Raw genomic sequence first — 17,003 nt, 5'->3', positions numbered from 1 at the left:
TGATGAAGGTAGCGATTATCTATGTGCTATTGTTTATGGTGTATATAATAAAGAAGCTTATATATTAGACATATACTATACAAAAGCAGCCATGGAAAAAACAGAGCCGGAAGTTGCTAAAAAATTATATGATAATAAAGTTAATATAGCCTATATAGAAAGTAATAATGGTGGTAGAGGTTTTGCAAGACAAGTAGAAAAACTTCTATCATTAAATCATAATTCTAATAGAACTAAGGTAATATGGTTCCATCAATCACAAAATAAAAAAGCAAGAATAATTTCTAATGCTACATGGGTTATGGATCATATTTATTATCCTGTGAATTGGAAAGATAAATGGAATCAATATTATAAAGATATGAACAGCTATCAAAGAGAAGGAAAAAACAAACATGATGATGCACCTGATGCTACTACAGGAATAGCAGAAACTATAAATAATAAAATTAGTACTAGAAAAAGAAACTATTCAGGGAAGGGAGCAAGATAATGAATTATAATCAAATATTAAACACAGAAATAGAAGGGATATATGGAGATTACCTTAAGAAAGTAAATAAAATTAATGAATATTATAGTATTTATTCGGGAGAACAAGAATGGAGTACACCAGATGATTTAGATTATATTCCGACTAAAAAGATAACAAATATAATAAAGAAGCTCATAAATACAAAAGCTAGATTTATGTTTGGAAAAGAGCCTTATTTTGATATTAGACAAATAGAGGAAGATGAAGAAAAGTCAACTAAATATGAAGATGAAGCACAAGAAAAAGAAGATTTATTATATAAAATATTAAAAGAAAATAAATTCCATAGTAAACTGTTAAAGGCTAAAAAAGATTGCAGCATTGGTGGTAAAATAGCTATTAAGCTATGGGGACATAAAGAAAAAGGATTAAAGATAATATTTTCTCCTGCACAAGAGTTTTTCCCACAATATAATTTAGATGATGTAGACCAACTTGAGAAGGTGGTCTTTTTATATGCTCTAAACAATGAAGCTAATCCAGAAGACCAAAGGATTAAAAAGCAAACATGGGAATTAATTAATGGTAAATGTATTTTGAATGAAACTACTCACGATGGTAGAAGTACACTTATAGCAACAGAGTATCAAGATTACAATACAGGACTTGATTTTATTCCAGTTATTATAATACAAAATGGAGGACTTACAGGAGAAACAGAAGGAACTAGTGATGTAGCTGAACTATGGAGCAATCAAAATACTTATAATAAACTTACTTCTGATGATGTAGATGCAATTAGATTTCAAATGTTTGGCCAAGATATTGTAACAGATGCTAATGAAGATAGCATTAAAAATATTAAAGTAGCTCCTGGGGCAATGGTAGACCTTCAAACTGATACAACACACGCTAGTGAGGGTAGGCAAGCTAAAATGGAAAGGCTTGAAAGTGGTTTTAGTTATGATAGTAAATTCAAAGACACTATAGATAGAATTAAAAATGATATGTATGATACATTAGATGTACCTAATGTATCTTTAGAACAATTAAAGGGGTTAATGCAATCAGGAAAGAGTATGAAAGCTTTATACTGGGGGCTTATAGCTGCATGTGAAGAAGATTGGACTGAATGGGGTCCTGCATTAGAACAGATGATTGATTATATTTTTAAGATGGTTGATATTTATAATTTATATGGAGCTAGATCTATTGCTAGGTATGAAACTACTCTTGAAATACAAAAGAATTATCCTATACAAGAAGATGAAGATGATAAGAAAGGAATAGATATGCAAGAGGTTATTTCAAATGTAAGAAGTAGAAAAAGTTATATGAAAAAGTGGGGAGAATATCCTGATATAGATGCCGAACTAAAACAAATACACTTAGAACAGCAATTACTTCAAGATAGTTTTACAAGAAGTTTAATAGATGATATTGATGATCCTATAGATGATGATGAAACATTAGAAGAATAGGTGATAGTTTATGAATGAGTATGAGAAAATAACTAGATCTATTCGTAAAAAGGTATCTAAGGTTACTCTAGAACAACAAAAAGAAATACTTAAAATATATACAGAAGCTATAGAGAATATGGCAAAGAAAGCAGCAGATGCAAAAGAAGATTCTATAACTAAAAAGTTGCTTAATGAATTTACTAAGGATTTAATATCAGAAAAGATTACTATTTTAAAGAATATAAGTAAGAGTACAACAAAAAGCATAACTAAAGCTGCTGGATATGGAATAAAGACAAACGAAGATATGCTAAAAAGAATATTCGATTTAGCAGGAGTAAATTCTAATGTGAATTATGAAGGATTATTTTCATCCACCAAAAAGAAAATAATTAATGATATAGTCTCAGGCAAATTATATAAAGATAATAAGACTCTATCAGATAGAATATGGAGAGCTAATAATAAGTTTGAAGATAATATTCAATATATGATAAATAAAGGTATATTAGAAGGTAAATCATCATTAGAACTTGCTAGAGATTTAGAAATATTTATTAAAGAACCTGCTAGAAGACCTTGGGCATGGTCTAAGGTATACCCTCAATTAGTAGTAACTGTAATAGATTATAATGCTCAACGATTAGCTAGAACTAGTATAAATCATAGTTATCAAAATAACACTATTCAGTCATGTAATATGAATCCATTTGTGGATGGCATTGAGTGGCATAGTTCATTGCAGCATGGTAGAACATGTGACATATGCGGAGAAAGACATGGCAAGGTATTCCCTAAGGATAATGTACCATTAGATCATCCTAATGGGTTGTGTGCAATGATTCCTTATATATCAAAATCTACTGAAGAAGTAGCTGCAGAGTTAAGAAATTGGTTAGATGGAGGGGATAATTCAATATTAGATGAATGGTACGACAAATATGGAGATTATTTCACATTTAAAAAAACTGATAATAGTTACAATTTTAAGAATAAAACTACTAATAAAAATGATATAAGAATGAATTTAGAGCTATTTGGTATAAATGAAAAGAAAGAGCTTGAAAAATTAATAAGATTTGGAGTAATTGATAAGAAAAAATATGAGGAATGCTATTCCTTATTTAAAAGTTATTTTGAAAAAGGTATAAAAACTCCTATAGATATTGTTTATGATAATAAAGATAGGTATATTCATATAGCAAGAAGACATAAAGATATGATTTCTGTTGATAAGGTTAAAAACATAGTAGAAACTTTAAGTAAGCCTGATTATATTTATAAAACTAAGGATAAATTCAATATAGAAGGCAAAGGATATATAAAGAAAATTAATGAAGAACAATTGCTAGTTATTGTCAGAAATGATATAATAACATCATACCATCCTAGTAAAAATTATTTAAATAAGATTAAAGAGGGTGAATTGATATGGGAAAAGAAATAATCAGTTTAAGTATTGATAATAGTGATATAGAAGATATTTTAGAGAGCTGTATGATTTTAGGATATGGTGATGAAATAGCTTATACTGAAGAATATGAAGTACCATATCAAGTAGAAATACTTATGAGTACTAGAAAAGGTATGAGTGTTCCTGATGTAATAGAAATAAGAGGATTGAAGCAACTAAAGGATGTAATAGATGAAGAAGACTCTCTTCCTGATTTTGGTTTATTTGATTATACTAATGAAGAACTTGATTTAGACTTAAAAGATAAAACAATAAGAGAAATTTATAAAGAAATATTTGAAAAAATAGAATTAATATAACCAACACTTGCTATTTGTAAGTGTTTTTTTATTGTAAAAAAATAAGGAGGTGTACTTATGAGAGTGGCATATTGTAATGATTGTAAAAAGCAGTTTCAAATAGAACCAAAAGAAGAAAAATTAGAAGAAGAAAAATTAGAAAATGATGTTACAAGATTTTATTTTAAATGTCCTCATTGTGATAAAGAATATACATCATATTATTCCAATGTCTTAATTAGAAAGAAACAAGAAAAGATGAATAATTTAAATAAAAAATTCTTATCTGAAAGAGATTTGCAACCACAAAAAGCATTAAAAACATATAAACAAATAAAAAAGCTTAAAAAAGAAATAGGTCAAGACATGGATAAATTACAAAAAAGGATTGAATCACCTGATAAGTAGGTGTTTTTTATTTTGCCCTTTTTTAGTATTTGCAGGGCATAAAGAACAAAGAACCCAAAACTGGCACTGACCAGTATAAAAAAAGTATGGAGGTAGATAAGATGGATTGGATTTTAAAATTAATTGAAAAACACACAAAAGATGGAGTATTGGACCAAGAATCATTAACTAAAGCTATCAATAAAGAATTCCCTAAGCATGCAGTACCTAAAGATACCTATAACGCTTTATCAGAAACTAAAAAGAAGTTAGAAAAGGATATATCTGATAGAGATGAACAATTAGAAGGATTAAAAAAGGTGGATGCAGAGGGATTAAAGGAACAAATAGAAAAGTTACAAGAAGAAAATAAAACTGCTAAGGAAAAGCATGAATCTGAAATGAAAGATTTAAACCTTACTAATGCTATTAAATTAAAAATATCTGGTAAAGTACATGATGAAGATTTAGTTGCAGGATTATTTGATAAAGAAAAATTAATTCTTAATGATGATGGATCCATAACTGGGTTAGATGACCAGTATAAAAACATATCAGAGAATAAACCTTTCTTATTAAAAGAAATAGAGCCTGCAGGAACTGGTGGCAGCTTAGGTGGAGGTCCTAAAGGTTCTAATGAGCCGAAGGATTCAACAGATGAATTTATGGATGCGATATTTGAAAATCAAGCTAAAAGAAATTAGGAGGAATGTACAATGTTTAAAAAAATGAATTTACAATTATTTGCTGGTGATACAGATTATCTAAAGGATAATTTAACAGGTTTTGTTCCAGTAGAACAAGCGGCAGGAATTATGAAAGATGTAGCAAGAGGATCATCTATATTAAGATTATCAAAGGTAGAGAAAATGAAGTCTGATAAGAAGAAATTCTCTATCATGACAGATGGACCAGGAGCTTACTGGGTTGGAGAAACTGAAAGAATTAAAACTAGCACAGCACAATGGATTTTCCCAGAAATGACAGCTAAGAAGTTAGCAGTTATTATACCAACAACAAAAGAAAAGCTAAAAGATACTAAGATAAATGTATTTAATGAAATGAAACCAGCTATAGCTGAAGCTTTCTATAAAGCTATTGATGCAGCTTGCTTATTTGGAACAAATTCACCTTTTCTTAAATCAATATTAGGTGTAGCAGATGGAATAAATAATGAAATTGTAGATGGTACATCATCATTAGATTTAGATGTATCTGATGTTATGGCCCTTGTTGAAGATGCTGGGCTTGATGTAAATGGTTTTGCTGCTCATTATGGTATAAAGAATAGACTTAGAAAATTAAGAGACTCAAATGGAAATCAATTATTTGTACCAGGAGTAGGACAGAATGAATTCTATAACAATCCAATTGAATTTGTTAGAAATGGTGGATGGGATAAAACTAAAGCAGAATTAATTACTGGTAACTGGGATTATTCTTTAGTAGGAATAAGACAGGGTATCGAGTATGAAATATTAAAAGAAGCTACTCTTAATACTATTACAATGGCAGATGATAAGCCTTTATCATTAGCAGAAAATGATATGATAGCTATTAAAGCTACTATGAGAATAGGATTCTTACCTATAAAAGAACAAGCATTTGGAGTATTAAGACCAGAAGGTTTTGTTATAGCATAATATGAGGGGATTTAACCCCTCTTTAATATTTATTTAAGGAGTTGATAATGTGCCTAAGTATATAAAAGATAATAAAATAATACATGCTACAGAAAGAGCCTATGAAGTAATATATAAATCACAAGGTTATAAAGAATATATAGAAAAAGAAATTAATTATGATGAATTAAAAGTAGATGAACTAAAAGCTCTAGCTGTAGAAAGAGATATAGAAGGATATTCTTTTATGAAAAAGGATGAACTTATTTTAGCATTAAAGGGTGAATAGGTATGACTGACTTAGAAAAATTAAAAGATATGATAAATGAGTATAATTATCCTTACTTTGATGATGCATACTTACAAGAAAAAATTAATTCATTAGAAATATCACAAACCTTAAATAGTTTAGCTAGAGAATTATGTATAACTAAATCAGGTATAGAAGAAATAAAGCTAGGAGATATAACTATACCTTCACCTAAAAATCACTTTTTAACACTTGCTAGCAAATATAGAACTAATTTAACAGGGGTGGTGACTAGAGCTGATGAATACTAAGTATTATAAAAAGTATATTGAAAAGCTTATTAATACTAATCCTGTAGATATTATCATTGAAAGAAAAGTTACTATTCCTGATGGTTATGGTGGTACTACTTCAACTACTAAAACTATAAATGCTATTGTGACTCTATATGATAAAAAGGGTAGCAAGCAAATAGTGACAGATGAAGGTGTTAGTTATATTGGAGTAGTAGTTACTAAATTACTAGCTTTAAATGAAACAGATATTATAGAAGGTGATACTTTTAAGGTTGATAATAAAATATATAAGGTATCCTTTATTAAGTCTTATATGGGCATATGTAAGCAAGGGGAACTGGAAGTGATTGCATGAGTATAAAGATAAAAAACAACTTTAATCCTATGAAAGCATTAGTTAAGACTAGAGCAGCTATAGGCTTATATGCTGATACGGAAGCAAAAAGAATGGAAGGCGCTACAAAAAGAAATGCTCCATGGACCGATAGAACTTCCAATGCTAGAAATAGTATCAGAGGAGATTTTGGATGGCAAGGAAGTAAAGCCAAAATTATACTTAGTGGGGGAACTGAATATTTTCCATATTTAGAATTAGCTATGGAGAAAAAATATGCAATATTAGCTCCAACACTTCAAAATAATGTATCTAAAGTATTAAAAGGATATCAAAAGTTGGTGAAATGATGTGGAAGAAAATTTATGATAAATTAAAAGAAAAAGGATTAAATCCCTATCCTCCTGGAAAACATCTTGGAGAATGTATAGAAAGGTACTGTGTAATTAAAGAAAACTCACAAGTACCTTATTTTAATAGCAATAAAACAGGATATAAGATTATAGATATTATAGTTCTAGTACCAGATAATAGTTATATATCTATAAGTCCTTATATGAAAGAAATAAAAGCAGCAATGAAAGAGTTAAATTTTATCAGAAAAACAGGAAATGAAACTCCTGTTATTACTGATGATAGTAAAAAAGCCTATACTTTAAGTATAGAGTATCAATTAATGAAAAAATTGGAGGGATAGAAATGGCAAATGAAATTATGAATGAATTTCCTTTGGCAAATATAGTTAAGGTTGAAATAGTAACAGAAGAAACAACTCCTAAGACTTATATGCTTACTGATGTAGCGAGCGAAGCAGAAGTAACAGCTTATGTATCAGAAGGAGAAGAAAAACCTCTTAGAATTAAGAATGTAATCAAAGCTCAAAACAATACAGAAGATATTGTTATGGGATATGATATTAAGCTTGTAAATGCCACTATGGTTGCTGAAGTTTTAGCACTTGTAGATGGTGGAACATTGAAATTTGATAGTACTGATACAGCAAAATTATTAGGATATGATGGTCCACCAGTTGGCTCACCTGTATCAAGAAAATTATTTACTACTTATATATATACAGAAGAAAAGGACGTCAATGGAGGTACTTTAAGTTATGTTAAATTTGGATATAAGCATTGCAAAGGTACGCCAGTAAACTATAGTTTGCAAGATGGAGAATTCTTTGCACCAGAGTTAACTGCAAAGAGTAGACCTGAAAAAGATGAAAGTCCAGTATCTATTGAGTTTTTAGATCAGCTACCTGCATAGTCAGGTAGCTTTTAATATTAAGGAGGAATATAAATGAGTGAAATATTAAATATAAAAGAACTAAAAGAAATGTCTACAACTATACTAGAGATACCTAACTTTAATAATGAAGGAACTGTAAATATAAGAGTTAAGAAACCTAATCTAATGGTTATGGCTTCGCAAGGTAAGATACCTAACACACTAATGTCAATAGCAACTAAAATGGCTGGATTATCCACAGAGAAGCGAAATACTAATTTAAAGGAACTAGGGCAAACTTATGAGCTCTATTGTAGAGCTGTGATGGTAGAGCCTACTTATGATGAGATGAAAGACTATATTACAGACAATCAAATGGAGGTTATATTTGATTGGGCTATAAGTGAGGGTAAGAAGTTAGAATCCTTTCGTGAAGACGAGGAAGATGGCACAGATAATAGAGATGTCGAAACATTATAAATGTAAACCTAGTGAAATTTTGAATATTGATGATGATTATTTAGCATATTGCTTTGATGAAGTAGCTTTTTATTTATGGAGTGAAGCTATAGATAAAGAAGGAAAAGTTAAATGGAATAGAATAAAATGGAAAGAGAATGTAAAAAAAGATAGAAATAATAAAGATATTATAAAATTTATGCAAGCTCATAGCTAATTATGGTATAATATTCCTATAAAATACATAGGGGGTATTATACATGAATACGTTTTTAAGTTTAATTGGTTTTGTTGGCTTTTTTGTATCTTTAATTTTCTTAATTATTTATATTATTAAAAAGAAAGAAAAAAAGAGAGTTTTGGTGTCTATGGCAATTTGTTTTGTATTATTTGTTGCTGGTGTTGCCATGACAGATACTGAAAGTAGCACTACAAGTAGTAATTCAGAAGATGAATCTAAAACAGAAAGCCAAACAAAAGAGAATAAAACACAAAAGGAAACTGAAGAAAAAGAAGAGGAAATTCCAATTCATCCAGATGAATTGGAAGCAGATATAACAATTCGAAAGCCAGATAGTATAGGTACTGTGTATATGGATGCAACTTATACAAATAATTCTGAATATCCAATAGTAGCATATGAACTGAACGTTTTATTAAAAGATAAAAATGAAAAGGTTAGTCTAAGTAATTTTGATACAGTAATGCCTGGAGAAACTTCACCCAAGTTTGATAGTTTTGGACCTGAAACACAAGACCCAAATGATTATGAATTATTAGGATTAGAAGTAACAGCTAAAAAAGAAGATGGAACAAAGTTATATATTGAATATGATTTTAAACTAGAAGAAGCCGAATGGTGGGAAAGTGGAGAATAATTAATTAAACACTCTTTTAAAGGGTGTTTTTTTATTTAGAGCGATTTCATGAGTGGTGTATAGGTAGAAGCAGATTCCAATATGCCTTGATATAAAGGGTATTTACAAGAGTCTCAAAAGATGAATTGAGTAAAGTATTATTAAAGTAGGTGATAATATGGCTATTAATGCAGGTAGTGTTTATAGTGAATTAATACTAGACACAAAAAAATATCAAGCAGGATTAAGTAAAGCTGACAAAGATATGAAAGGTTTTGCTAGTAGACTTGGAAAAGCTGGAAAAACGGTGGGCAAAGTAGGTAAACAAATGACAACTAAAGTTACTTTGCCTATTATAGGAATGGGAGCTGCAGCACTCAAAGTAGGAGCAGATTTTGAAGGTTCAATGAGTGAAGTTCAAGCTATATCTGGTGCTACTGGCTCACAATTAAAACAAATGAGTGATAAAGCTAGACTCATGGGAAAAACAACAAAGTATTCTGCTAGTGAGTCAGCTCAAGCAATGAAATATATGGCTATGGCTGGATGGGATACTACACAAATTATTGGTGGATTAGATGGAGTAATGCATCTAGCTGCAGCTTCTGGGGAGGATTTAGCTACTGTATCCGATATAGTAACTGATAGTATGACAGCTTTTGGAATGAAAGCAGAAGAATCTGCAAGATTTGCAGATGTTTTAGCAGCTGCAAGTAGTAATTCTAATACTAATGTAGGAATAATGGGAGAAACATTTAAATATGTTGCACCATTAGCAGGTTCATTAGGGTATACCATAGAGGATACTGCTTTAGGAATAGGCCTGATGGCAAATGCTGGTATTAAAGGTTCACAAGCTGGTACTGCTATGAGAAGTATGCTCACTAGACTAATTAAGCCTACAAAAGAATCCGGTACTGCTATGAAAAAATTAGGTATATCAATGACAGATTCCGAAGGCAAAATGAAACCTTTAAGTCAAGTAATGAAAGATTTAAGAAATAAATTTAAAGATTTAACACCAGAACAACAAGCTTTTTATGGAGCGCAAATAGCAGGACAAGAAGCTATGAGTGGATTTTTAGCAGTAGTAAATGCTAGTGAAGGTGATTTTAATAAATTACAAGGATCAATTAATAATTCTACTGGTGCTGCTAAAAAAATGGCGGATATCATGGATGATAATCTGAAAGGTAGATTAAAGAAGCTGGTATCTCAATTACAAGAAGTAGGTATTCAGTTATCTAAAATTCTTATTCCAATGATTGAAAAAGCTATGAAGAAAATAAGTGAATGGGTAGAAAAGTTTTCTAATTTAGACAAAAGTACTCAAGAAACCATTGTTAAACTAGGATTTTTAGTAGCTGCTATAGGACCAGTATTATCGATTGGTAGTAAATTAGGAAAGATTGTTAGTCTTGGGACTAAAGGATTTAAATTGTTTTCAGGTGCAATGACAGTAGCTAAAGGCACAGCGGTTGCGAGTACACCTGCAATGGCAGGACTAGCTAAAGGAATAACACTATTAAGTGGCCCAATAGGTTGGACTATAGGAGGTATAGCGGCGGTTACAGCAGGTGGAATAGCTTTGAATAAGCATATGCAAAAAGATAGTATTCCAACAATTGAATTGTATGGAAATAAGGTATCAGAATCAACTCAAAAAGCTGTACAAAGTTATATGGACTTAAATGATAAAGCTACATTAAAATTAAATGAATTAGCTTGGAGTCAAGAGATTATTACAGAAGAAAGTTCTAAAAAATTGGAAGAAACTTATGGAAAAATGACAGATACTATTTTAACTAAAATAGATGAGAGACATGAGGAAGAAATGACAAAAGCAAGAGAACATTTTGCTAATACTGCTGCTTTAACAACCGAAGAAGAGGCAAGAATTTTGGAAAGAATGGAAGAAGGTCATGAGAAAGAACAAGAAAAAGCACAACAGAATCAAGATAGAATTATGGAAATATTAACTAGAGCAAAAGAAGCAAAGAGGCCCTTAAAAGAAAGTGAAAGAGATTTAATATTACAATTGCAAGAAGAAATGACAACTGGTGCAGTAGAATTATTATCAAAGTCGGAAGTTGAATCAAAAGCAATCTTAGAAAAAATGAAAGCTCAATCTGGTGATATTACTGCAAGGCAAGCGGCGGAGGTTGTCCAAAATAGTAAAAAAGCTACAGATGGAGCACGTGAGGAAGCAAATAAGAAATATGATGAAACTGTAGCATGGGCTATTAGGCAACGTGATGAAACAAATGCTATAACTGATGAAGAAGCTGATAAAATAATAGAAGATGCAGAAAGAACTAAAGAAAATGCAATCAAGCAAGCAGAAACAAGGCACGATAAAATAGTAGATGAAGCTAAGAAGCAAGCAGAAGAACACGTTGATTATGTAGACTGGGAAACTGGTGAAGTAAAAAGTAGATGGCGAACTTTGGGTACAACTATAGGGAATAAATTAGATGATATGACAAAAGACTTTAATGACTATTTAGATGACTTGAATATTAAAATAGACAAGAAGTTAGAACCCGCTAAGAAACGTTGGGATAAAATTTATGACAATTTATCAACAAGAGCAAATAAAAACTTAGGCAGTATAAAAACACAGACAGGAAAAGCTGTAGATAAAATTAAAGAGTTTTTTGATTTTGACCTTAAATTACCTGATATAAAACCTCCAAAACTTCCTAAGTTGCCAAAATTATCAATAAGCGGTAAGTTTTCTATAAAACCTCCATCTGTACCTAAAATTAAATGGAACGCAGAAGGTGCAATATTTAATAAACCATTCATATTTGGAAATCAAGGTGTAGGTGAAGCAGGCCCAGAAGCAGTATTACCAATAGAAAAATTAAGTGACATCATGGCATCAACTTTAAATGTCATTTTATCTAAAGATAATGCTCAAAAAATTATTCCTACAAAAAGAATAACTGATGAAGGAAGTAATATAACTCAAAATATTAATATATATTCTCCAGAACCATTAAATCCATCAGAAATATCAAGGAAAAATCTTCAAGTATTAAGACAATTAGCCTTGGAATGGGGGTTATAGTATGGAAAAAATAACATTTATAAATAGTCAAGGACTTTCAGTAGAATTAGGAGAAGAAAGCCCTTTTATATTGACTAAAATTGAAGGCACAGGAGCAGTAAAAACTAATATCCATACTCATATGTCACCCTGCCAGGATGGAGTGACATATACAAGTAATAATTTAGAACCCAGAAGTCTATCTATTGAAATTATGGTGTTAGGGGAAAATGAAGTTGATATTGCGAATAAAAGACAAAAATTACTAAAAATATTTAATCCTAAATTAGAACAAGGAAGGTTGATATATGAATTTGGGAACATTACAAGAGAGATAAAAGCGATATCTGAAATAGCCCCAGCGTTTCCAGAGAATAATAGAAATTTTAAAGACACCATGCAACCTGGATTAATACAGTTATATTGCCCAGACCCATTCTGGAAAGATTTAGAGGAAGATAGTACTGACCTAGTTACATGGATACCTAATCTAGAATTTCCTTTTTCCACAGAGCAAACTCCAAACTACTGGATAGAGACAGGGGAACCTTTTGAAGAATTTCAATCAGGATTCGGAACAGGCGAAGGTATAGAATTCGGGTATAGACTGTTAAATCAAATTGTAGAAATAGATAATATAGGAGATGTAGATACTCCTTTAAGAGTACTATTTAGAGCTAGTGCCGACGTTGTTAAACCATTTATTCAAAACATGGAAACATATGAATTGTTAAGGATAAATAAAATCCTAAAAGCTGGAGATACACTAGAGATAATCACAGAATATGGGAATAAGAATATTTATCTGAATGGAGAGAAAGCACATCAATATTTAGATTTTCTTAATTCTACTTGGTTGCAACTTAAGCCTGGTATAAATCTTATAAAATATGGAGCTGAAAGTGGAATAAATACTCTAGAGTGTAGAGTATTCTATACTCCTAAGTATCTGGGGGTGTAATAGGTGGAGATATATGTATTTGATAAGAACCTAAATTTCATTGATACTATAGATAAGTTTACATCCTTACAATGGATAAGAAAGTATCATGAAAGTGGCAAATTTGAATTGCATTGCCCTGTAACAGATCATAACATTAAAACTCTTTTAAGAGATAATATTATATGGATTCAAGGCAGTGATGAAGTAGGGAAAATAGAGTATAGAAACTTATCTGTAGACAATCAAGGGCAGGAGAATATAAAAATAAATGGCCGGTTTATGACTTCTATACTAGATAGAAGAATAATGTATTCTACAGAACAACGCAACAATAAAGAAGTAGAATTGATTATGAGGTCTGTAGTAGATAGAAATTGTATTAATACTACTATAGAAAGAAAACTACCTATAGAACTAGGTCAATTAAAAGGCTTCCAGGAAAAAATAAATTATCAGAAGTCCTATGGAAACTTACTAGAGGAGATATCAATTTTATCTGAAACAAGTGACATAGGATTTTTTATTAGAACAGATTTGGAAAATTTAAAGCATTATTTTGAAACATACAAAGGCAAAGATAGAACTATCAATCAAGATATCAACTCACCAGTTGTTTTTAGTAGGGAATATGACAATTTATACGAACAGGACTATACCGACAGTGGATATGATCTAAGGACTACTGCTTTGGTTGCTGGTGAAGGAGAAGGAAGTGCAAGACAAACTACAGAGGTTAATGATTCTTATAGTGGTTTAGATAGATATGAGTTATATGTAGATGCAAGGGATATACAACAAACCGTTGATGATGTGACTATGTCAGGTACAGAGTATATTAATCTTCTAAAACAAAGGGGTCTAGAGAAATTATCAGAGTATAAGGATATACAAACTTTTGAAGGAAAGATAATTTCAAATAACTATATCTACAAGGAAGACTATGACTTAGGGGATATAGTTACAATTATGGACAAGAAGTGGAATGTAATAGTTAACTCAAGAATTACTGAGGTATCAGAAATATATGAGAATGGGAAAATTGAGATAGTACCAACTTTAGGAGACAAAATACCTACTATCTTAGATAAACTAAAAAGGATGTGATTAAATGGCTAAAAAATTTGGATTTTTCAATTCTATCAATGGTGATAGAAAATACTTAGCTTCAGATATAGCAGAAGCGTTTGGTATAGGAATTACTACGGGTTTGAAGTCAGAAGAAGGAAATTTAGAAGTAATACCATATCAAAATATGCAGGTTCAAATTAATATTGGAAGTGCAATGATATTTGGGCATTACTACATGAATGATGAAGAAGAAATTATAACATTAGATACAGCCGATGGAGAGTTAAATAGGATAGATAGAATTGTATTAAGATACGACAAATATGGGAGAAGTATAAATACAATTATAATAAAGGGCACCCCTGCTCTCACTCCTGTTGCACCAGCGAGATTAGAAACTACTGAACAATTTGATTTAGTACTTGCGGATATATATATCGCTAAGGCAGCTACTGTTATAACTCAAAATAATATAACCGACATGAGAGAATCAGAGCTGTGTGGCTATGTTGGAGTTAAAGGTGCAGTAAGTAATTTAGAATTTCAACAAGAACTAAATAAAAAAGCAAATAAAGGTATGAAGTCAGCAGATGTATTACCACTGCAAAATGGATGGACTGGTGATTTTTATATTCATAAGAATGACTTAGGACAGGTATTTGTTAGAGCTGTTATCAATGATATAGGAACTACGGATAAAGGGACTATAATTGCCGTTCTACCCACGGGTTATCGACCAATTACGCCTCATATGCTAGTAGCTTATAGCGGGAGCACATATCCTTATAGATGTTATATAGGAATTATTATTAGTCAAGCTGGTGTGGTTATGATAAGGCCGCCAATTTCTGAAGAAATATCTTCAAAAGATATTGGATTATATCTTAGTTCGTTTTTTCAAACTGATTTTTAAGGAGGGAATAATAAAGTGTTTAAATTTAAAATTGATGAACAAGGCTACTTTATTGAAACTGTAGTAGCGGATAAAGATAATGATGCAGATAATCTTATAGATGTAATGCCACCAAATGGATTATATCGGGCAAGGTGGATTAATGGTGAATGGGTTGAAGATATGACACAAGAAGAAATAGACACGATAAATAATAAACCTAAGGAGCCCACCCAAGAAGAAAGAATAGATCAGCTAGAAAATATGATTTTAATGATGTTAGGAGGTGAATTCTAGTGTTTTACAGTTTTTTCTTAAACATGTGGATAATGAAGAAATTAGATGAAACATACCTAGAAGGACAAGTAACAAAAGGAAGAATAACAACAAAAGAAAAAGATATGATTATATCAACACCGCAGATATAAACACCTAAGAAGGGTGTTTTTTTAAATACAAAAATAAGGAGGATAAGTAAATGAAGTGGGATAAAGTGTTAAGTATAATATCAGCAGGATTTGGAGCATGCATTAATTACCTGTGGGGAGGGTTAGACGTTATGTTTGTAGCATTATTAAGTTTTATGACATTAGACTTCATTACAGGTATTATATGTGGAGGAAAAAGGAAAGAGCTAGATAGTGAAAAAGCCTATGTAGGTATTACTAAAAAGAAAATGATGATATTAATTATGGTTGCTGTGGCAGTAGTAATAGATAGAATGCTTAATGCTCCAGGAACTACAAGGAGTATGGTTATATTCTATTATTTTGCAATGGAAGGGATATCAATTATGGAGAATGCTGCAAAATTAGACTTTCCTTTTCCAGAACAACTAAAGGATATATTATTTCAGCTTAAAGAAAATAAGGAGGGAAAATAATGGCTAAAGGAATAGATGTATCAAAACATCAAGGAGTAATAAATTGGAAAGCTACAAAAGATGATGGTGTAGACTTTGCTATACTAAGGTCCAGTTATGGAAGAAATACATCAGGTTTTATCAATAAAGGTGTAGATGAACAATTTGGAAGAAACTATAATGAGTGTAAAAGATATAATATTCCTGTAGGAGTATATCATTATTGTTATGCTAGAAACATGAAAGAAATGCTACAGGAAGCTGATTTCTTTTTATCAATGCTAAAAGGAAAGAAATTTGAATATCCTATTTATCTTGATATAGAAGATAATGAAAATCAAGGTAAGATAGGTAAAAAAGAATTAACTGATATGGCTATAGCTTTTTGCGATAAATTAGAAAAAGCAGGGTATTATGTAGGTATATATGCGAATAAGCATTGGTTAACATCAAAACTAGATTATAGCAGATTGAAAAAATATGATATATGGTTAGCTGAATGGAGAAATAAAGCTTCATGGAATGGAAATTTTGGATTATGGCAGTATAGTAGTAAAGGATCAGTAAGGGGAATAAGTGGCCGAGTAGATATGAATATATCTTATAAAAATTATACTAATACAATAAAAATAAACGGTTTAAATGGATTTTTTAAAACTGAAAAAGTAGAAAAACCTAAGAATAATAAAGAAATAATATACACTGTTAAATCTGGTGATACATTATCAGAAATCGCAGCAAAACATAAAACAAGTGTAAGTGATTTAGTTAAGAAAAATAATATAAAAAATCCTAATTTAATTTATCCTGGAGATAAATTAAAAATTAATGGCAAGATAAAAGATATTATTACTTATAAAGTTAAATCAGGAGATAATTTAAGTAAAATTGCTAAAAAATATAATACCTCTGTAAATAAATTGGTAAAAGATAATAATATTAAGAATCCTAATCTTATTTACCCAGGACAGAAGATTAAGATAGAAAAGTAGCAAAATTCGACCTCTCAGATTCAATTTTAAGGGGTTTATTTTTGTTCTTAATATAATTAGGCCAGGGAGAAA

24 protein-coding genes are annotated in these 17,003 nt (G+C 30.6%); all 24 read left to right on the top strand.

Features of this window, described 5'->3' with window-relative positions; all coding sequences use genetic code 11:
* The coding region (gene terL / locus GOQ29_RS14460) for a phage terminase large subunit (RefSeq protein ID WP_203373379.1) at positions 1-493 on the top strand (493 nt) is incomplete at its 5' end.
* Positions 493-1,956: a phage portal protein gene (locus tag GOQ29_RS14455; protein WP_203373378.1), complete on the top strand. Its 1,464-nt coding sequence runs from the start codon at positions 493-495 to the stop codon at positions 1,954-1,956. The genes terL and GOQ29_RS14455, both read left to right, overlap by 1 nt.
* A 10-nt stretch (positions 1,957-1,966) precedes the next feature.
* Positions 1,967-3,385, top strand: coding sequence for a PBECR2 nuclease fold domain-containing protein (locus tag GOQ29_RS14450; RefSeq protein WP_203373377.1), 1,419 nt, complete (start codon positions 1,967-1,969; stop codon positions 3,383-3,385).
* On the top strand, positions 3,370-3,711 hold the full coding sequence (locus GOQ29_RS14445) for a hypothetical protein (RefSeq protein ID WP_203373376.1): 342 nt from the start codon (positions 3,370-3,372) through the stop codon (positions 3,709-3,711). The genes GOQ29_RS14450 and GOQ29_RS14445 overlap by 16 nt, the downstream gene beginning before the upstream one ends.
* 57 nt (positions 3,712-3,768) lie before the next feature.
* Entirely contained in the window at positions 3,769-4,098 is a 330-nt protein-coding gene (locus tag GOQ29_RS14440; RefSeq protein ID WP_203373375.1) for a transglycosylase, read from the top strand.
* Between the two features lie 101 nt (positions 4,099-4,199).
* Positions 4,200-4,781 carry a phage scaffolding protein gene (locus GOQ29_RS14435; protein ID WP_203373374.1) on the top strand — a complete coding sequence of 194 codons (582 nt, stop codon included), beginning with the start codon at positions 4,200-4,202 and terminating at the stop codon, positions 4,779-4,781.
* 12 nt (positions 4,782-4,793) lie between these two features.
* Positions 4,794-5,720 carry a phage major capsid protein gene (locus GOQ29_RS14430; RefSeq protein WP_252187650.1) on the top strand — a complete coding sequence of 309 codons (927 nt, stop codon included), beginning with the start codon at positions 4,794-4,796 and terminating at the stop codon, positions 5,718-5,720.
* Between the two features lie 49 nt (positions 5,721-5,769).
* Positions 5,770-5,988 carry a Rho termination factor N-terminal domain-containing protein gene (locus tag GOQ29_RS15130; RefSeq protein ID WP_350446037.1) on the top strand — a complete coding sequence of 73 codons (219 nt, stop codon included), beginning with the start codon at positions 5,770-5,772 and terminating at the stop codon, positions 5,986-5,988.
* 2 nt (positions 5,989-5,990) lie between these two features.
* The gene (locus GOQ29_RS14420; protein WP_203373373.1) at positions 5,991-6,260 is read left to right on the top strand and encodes a hypothetical protein; all 270 of its coding nucleotides are present in this window, start codon (positions 5,991-5,993) and stop codon (positions 6,258-6,260) included.
* Positions 6,250-6,600, top strand: a complete 351-nt coding sequence (locus GOQ29_RS14415; RefSeq protein ID WP_203373372.1) for a hypothetical protein — start codon at positions 6,250-6,252, stop codon at positions 6,598-6,600. The genes GOQ29_RS14420 and GOQ29_RS14415 overlap by 11 nt, the downstream gene beginning before the upstream one ends.
* The gene (locus GOQ29_RS14410; protein ID WP_203373371.1) at positions 6,597-6,929 is read left to right on the top strand and encodes a hypothetical protein; all 333 of its coding nucleotides are present in this window, start codon (positions 6,597-6,599) and stop codon (positions 6,927-6,929) included. Before GOQ29_RS14415 ends, GOQ29_RS14410 begins: the two co-directional genes overlap by 4 nt.
* Positions 6,929-7,276, top strand: coding sequence for a hypothetical protein (locus tag GOQ29_RS14405; RefSeq protein WP_203373370.1), 348 nt, complete (start codon positions 6,929-6,931; stop codon positions 7,274-7,276). The genes GOQ29_RS14410 and GOQ29_RS14405 overlap by 1 nt, the downstream gene beginning before the upstream one ends.
* A 2-nt stretch (positions 7,277-7,278) precedes the next feature.
* Positions 7,279-7,845, top strand: coding sequence for a hypothetical protein (locus tag GOQ29_RS14400; protein ID WP_203373369.1), 567 nt, complete (start codon positions 7,279-7,281; stop codon positions 7,843-7,845).
* Between the two features lie 33 nt (positions 7,846-7,878).
* A complete protein-coding gene (locus GOQ29_RS14395) occupies positions 7,879-8,286 on the top strand; it encodes a hypothetical protein (protein ID WP_203373368.1) in 408 nt (135 codons plus the stop codon).
* Positions 8,252-8,482, top strand: a complete 231-nt coding sequence (locus GOQ29_RS14390; protein WP_203373367.1) for a hypothetical protein — start codon at positions 8,252-8,254, stop codon at positions 8,480-8,482. Before GOQ29_RS14395 ends, GOQ29_RS14390 begins: the two co-directional genes overlap by 35 nt.
* Before the next feature lie 43 nt (positions 8,483-8,525).
* Entirely contained in the window at positions 8,526-9,143 is a 618-nt protein-coding gene (locus tag GOQ29_RS14385; RefSeq protein ID WP_203373366.1) for a hypothetical protein, read from the top strand.
* Positions 9,144-9,300: 157 nt separating this feature from the next.
* Positions 9,301-12,195, top strand: coding sequence for a phage tail tape measure protein (locus GOQ29_RS14380; protein WP_203373365.1), 2,895 nt, complete (start codon positions 9,301-9,303; stop codon positions 12,193-12,195).
* A 1-nt stretch (position 12,196) separates the two neighbouring features.
* Positions 12,197-13,135 carry a phage tail family protein gene (locus GOQ29_RS14375; RefSeq protein ID WP_203373364.1) on the top strand — a complete coding sequence of 313 codons (939 nt, stop codon included), beginning with the start codon at positions 12,197-12,199 and terminating at the stop codon, positions 13,133-13,135.
* A 3-nt stretch (positions 13,136-13,138) separates the two neighbouring features.
* Positions 13,139-14,221 carry a siphovirus ReqiPepy6 Gp37-like family protein gene (locus GOQ29_RS14370; RefSeq protein WP_203373363.1) on the top strand — a complete coding sequence of 361 codons (1,083 nt, stop codon included), beginning with the start codon at positions 13,139-13,141 and terminating at the stop codon, positions 14,219-14,221.
* A 4-nt stretch (positions 14,222-14,225) separates the two neighbouring features.
* Positions 14,226-15,098, top strand: coding sequence for a hypothetical protein (locus tag GOQ29_RS14365; protein WP_203373362.1), 873 nt, complete (start codon positions 14,226-14,228; stop codon positions 15,096-15,098).
* 15 nt (positions 15,099-15,113) lie between these two features.
* Entirely contained in the window at positions 15,114-15,374 is a 261-nt protein-coding gene (locus GOQ29_RS14360; RefSeq protein ID WP_203373361.1) for a TenA family protein, read from the top strand.
* Entirely contained in the window at positions 15,374-15,505 is a 132-nt protein-coding gene (locus GOQ29_RS14890; RefSeq protein ID WP_286672887.1) for a hypothetical protein, read from the top strand. The genes GOQ29_RS14360 and GOQ29_RS14890 overlap by 1 nt, the downstream gene beginning before the upstream one ends.
* Positions 15,506-15,555: 50 nt before the next feature.
* Complete coding sequence (locus GOQ29_RS14355; RefSeq protein ID WP_203373360.1) at positions 15,556-15,960, top strand: phage holin family protein; 405 nt, start codon at positions 15,556-15,558, stop codon at positions 15,958-15,960.
* Positions 15,960-16,931: a LysM peptidoglycan-binding domain-containing protein gene (locus GOQ29_RS14350; RefSeq protein ID WP_203373359.1), complete on the top strand. Its 972-nt coding sequence runs from the start codon at positions 15,960-15,962 to the stop codon at positions 16,929-16,931. The genes GOQ29_RS14355 and GOQ29_RS14350 overlap by 1 nt, the downstream gene beginning before the upstream one ends.
* Positions 16,932-17,003: the final 72 nt, after the last annotated feature.

It is taken from the genome of Anaeromonas gelatinilytica (genome assembly GCF_016820635.1).
In the GTDB taxonomy this organism is placed as follows: domain Bacteria; phylum Bacillota; class Clostridia; order Tissierellales; family SIT17; genus Anaeromonas; species Anaeromonas gelatinilytica.
The sequence above is the reverse complement of the archived record's forward strand: the minus strand, read 5'-3'. Positions and strand labels throughout refer to the sequence as shown.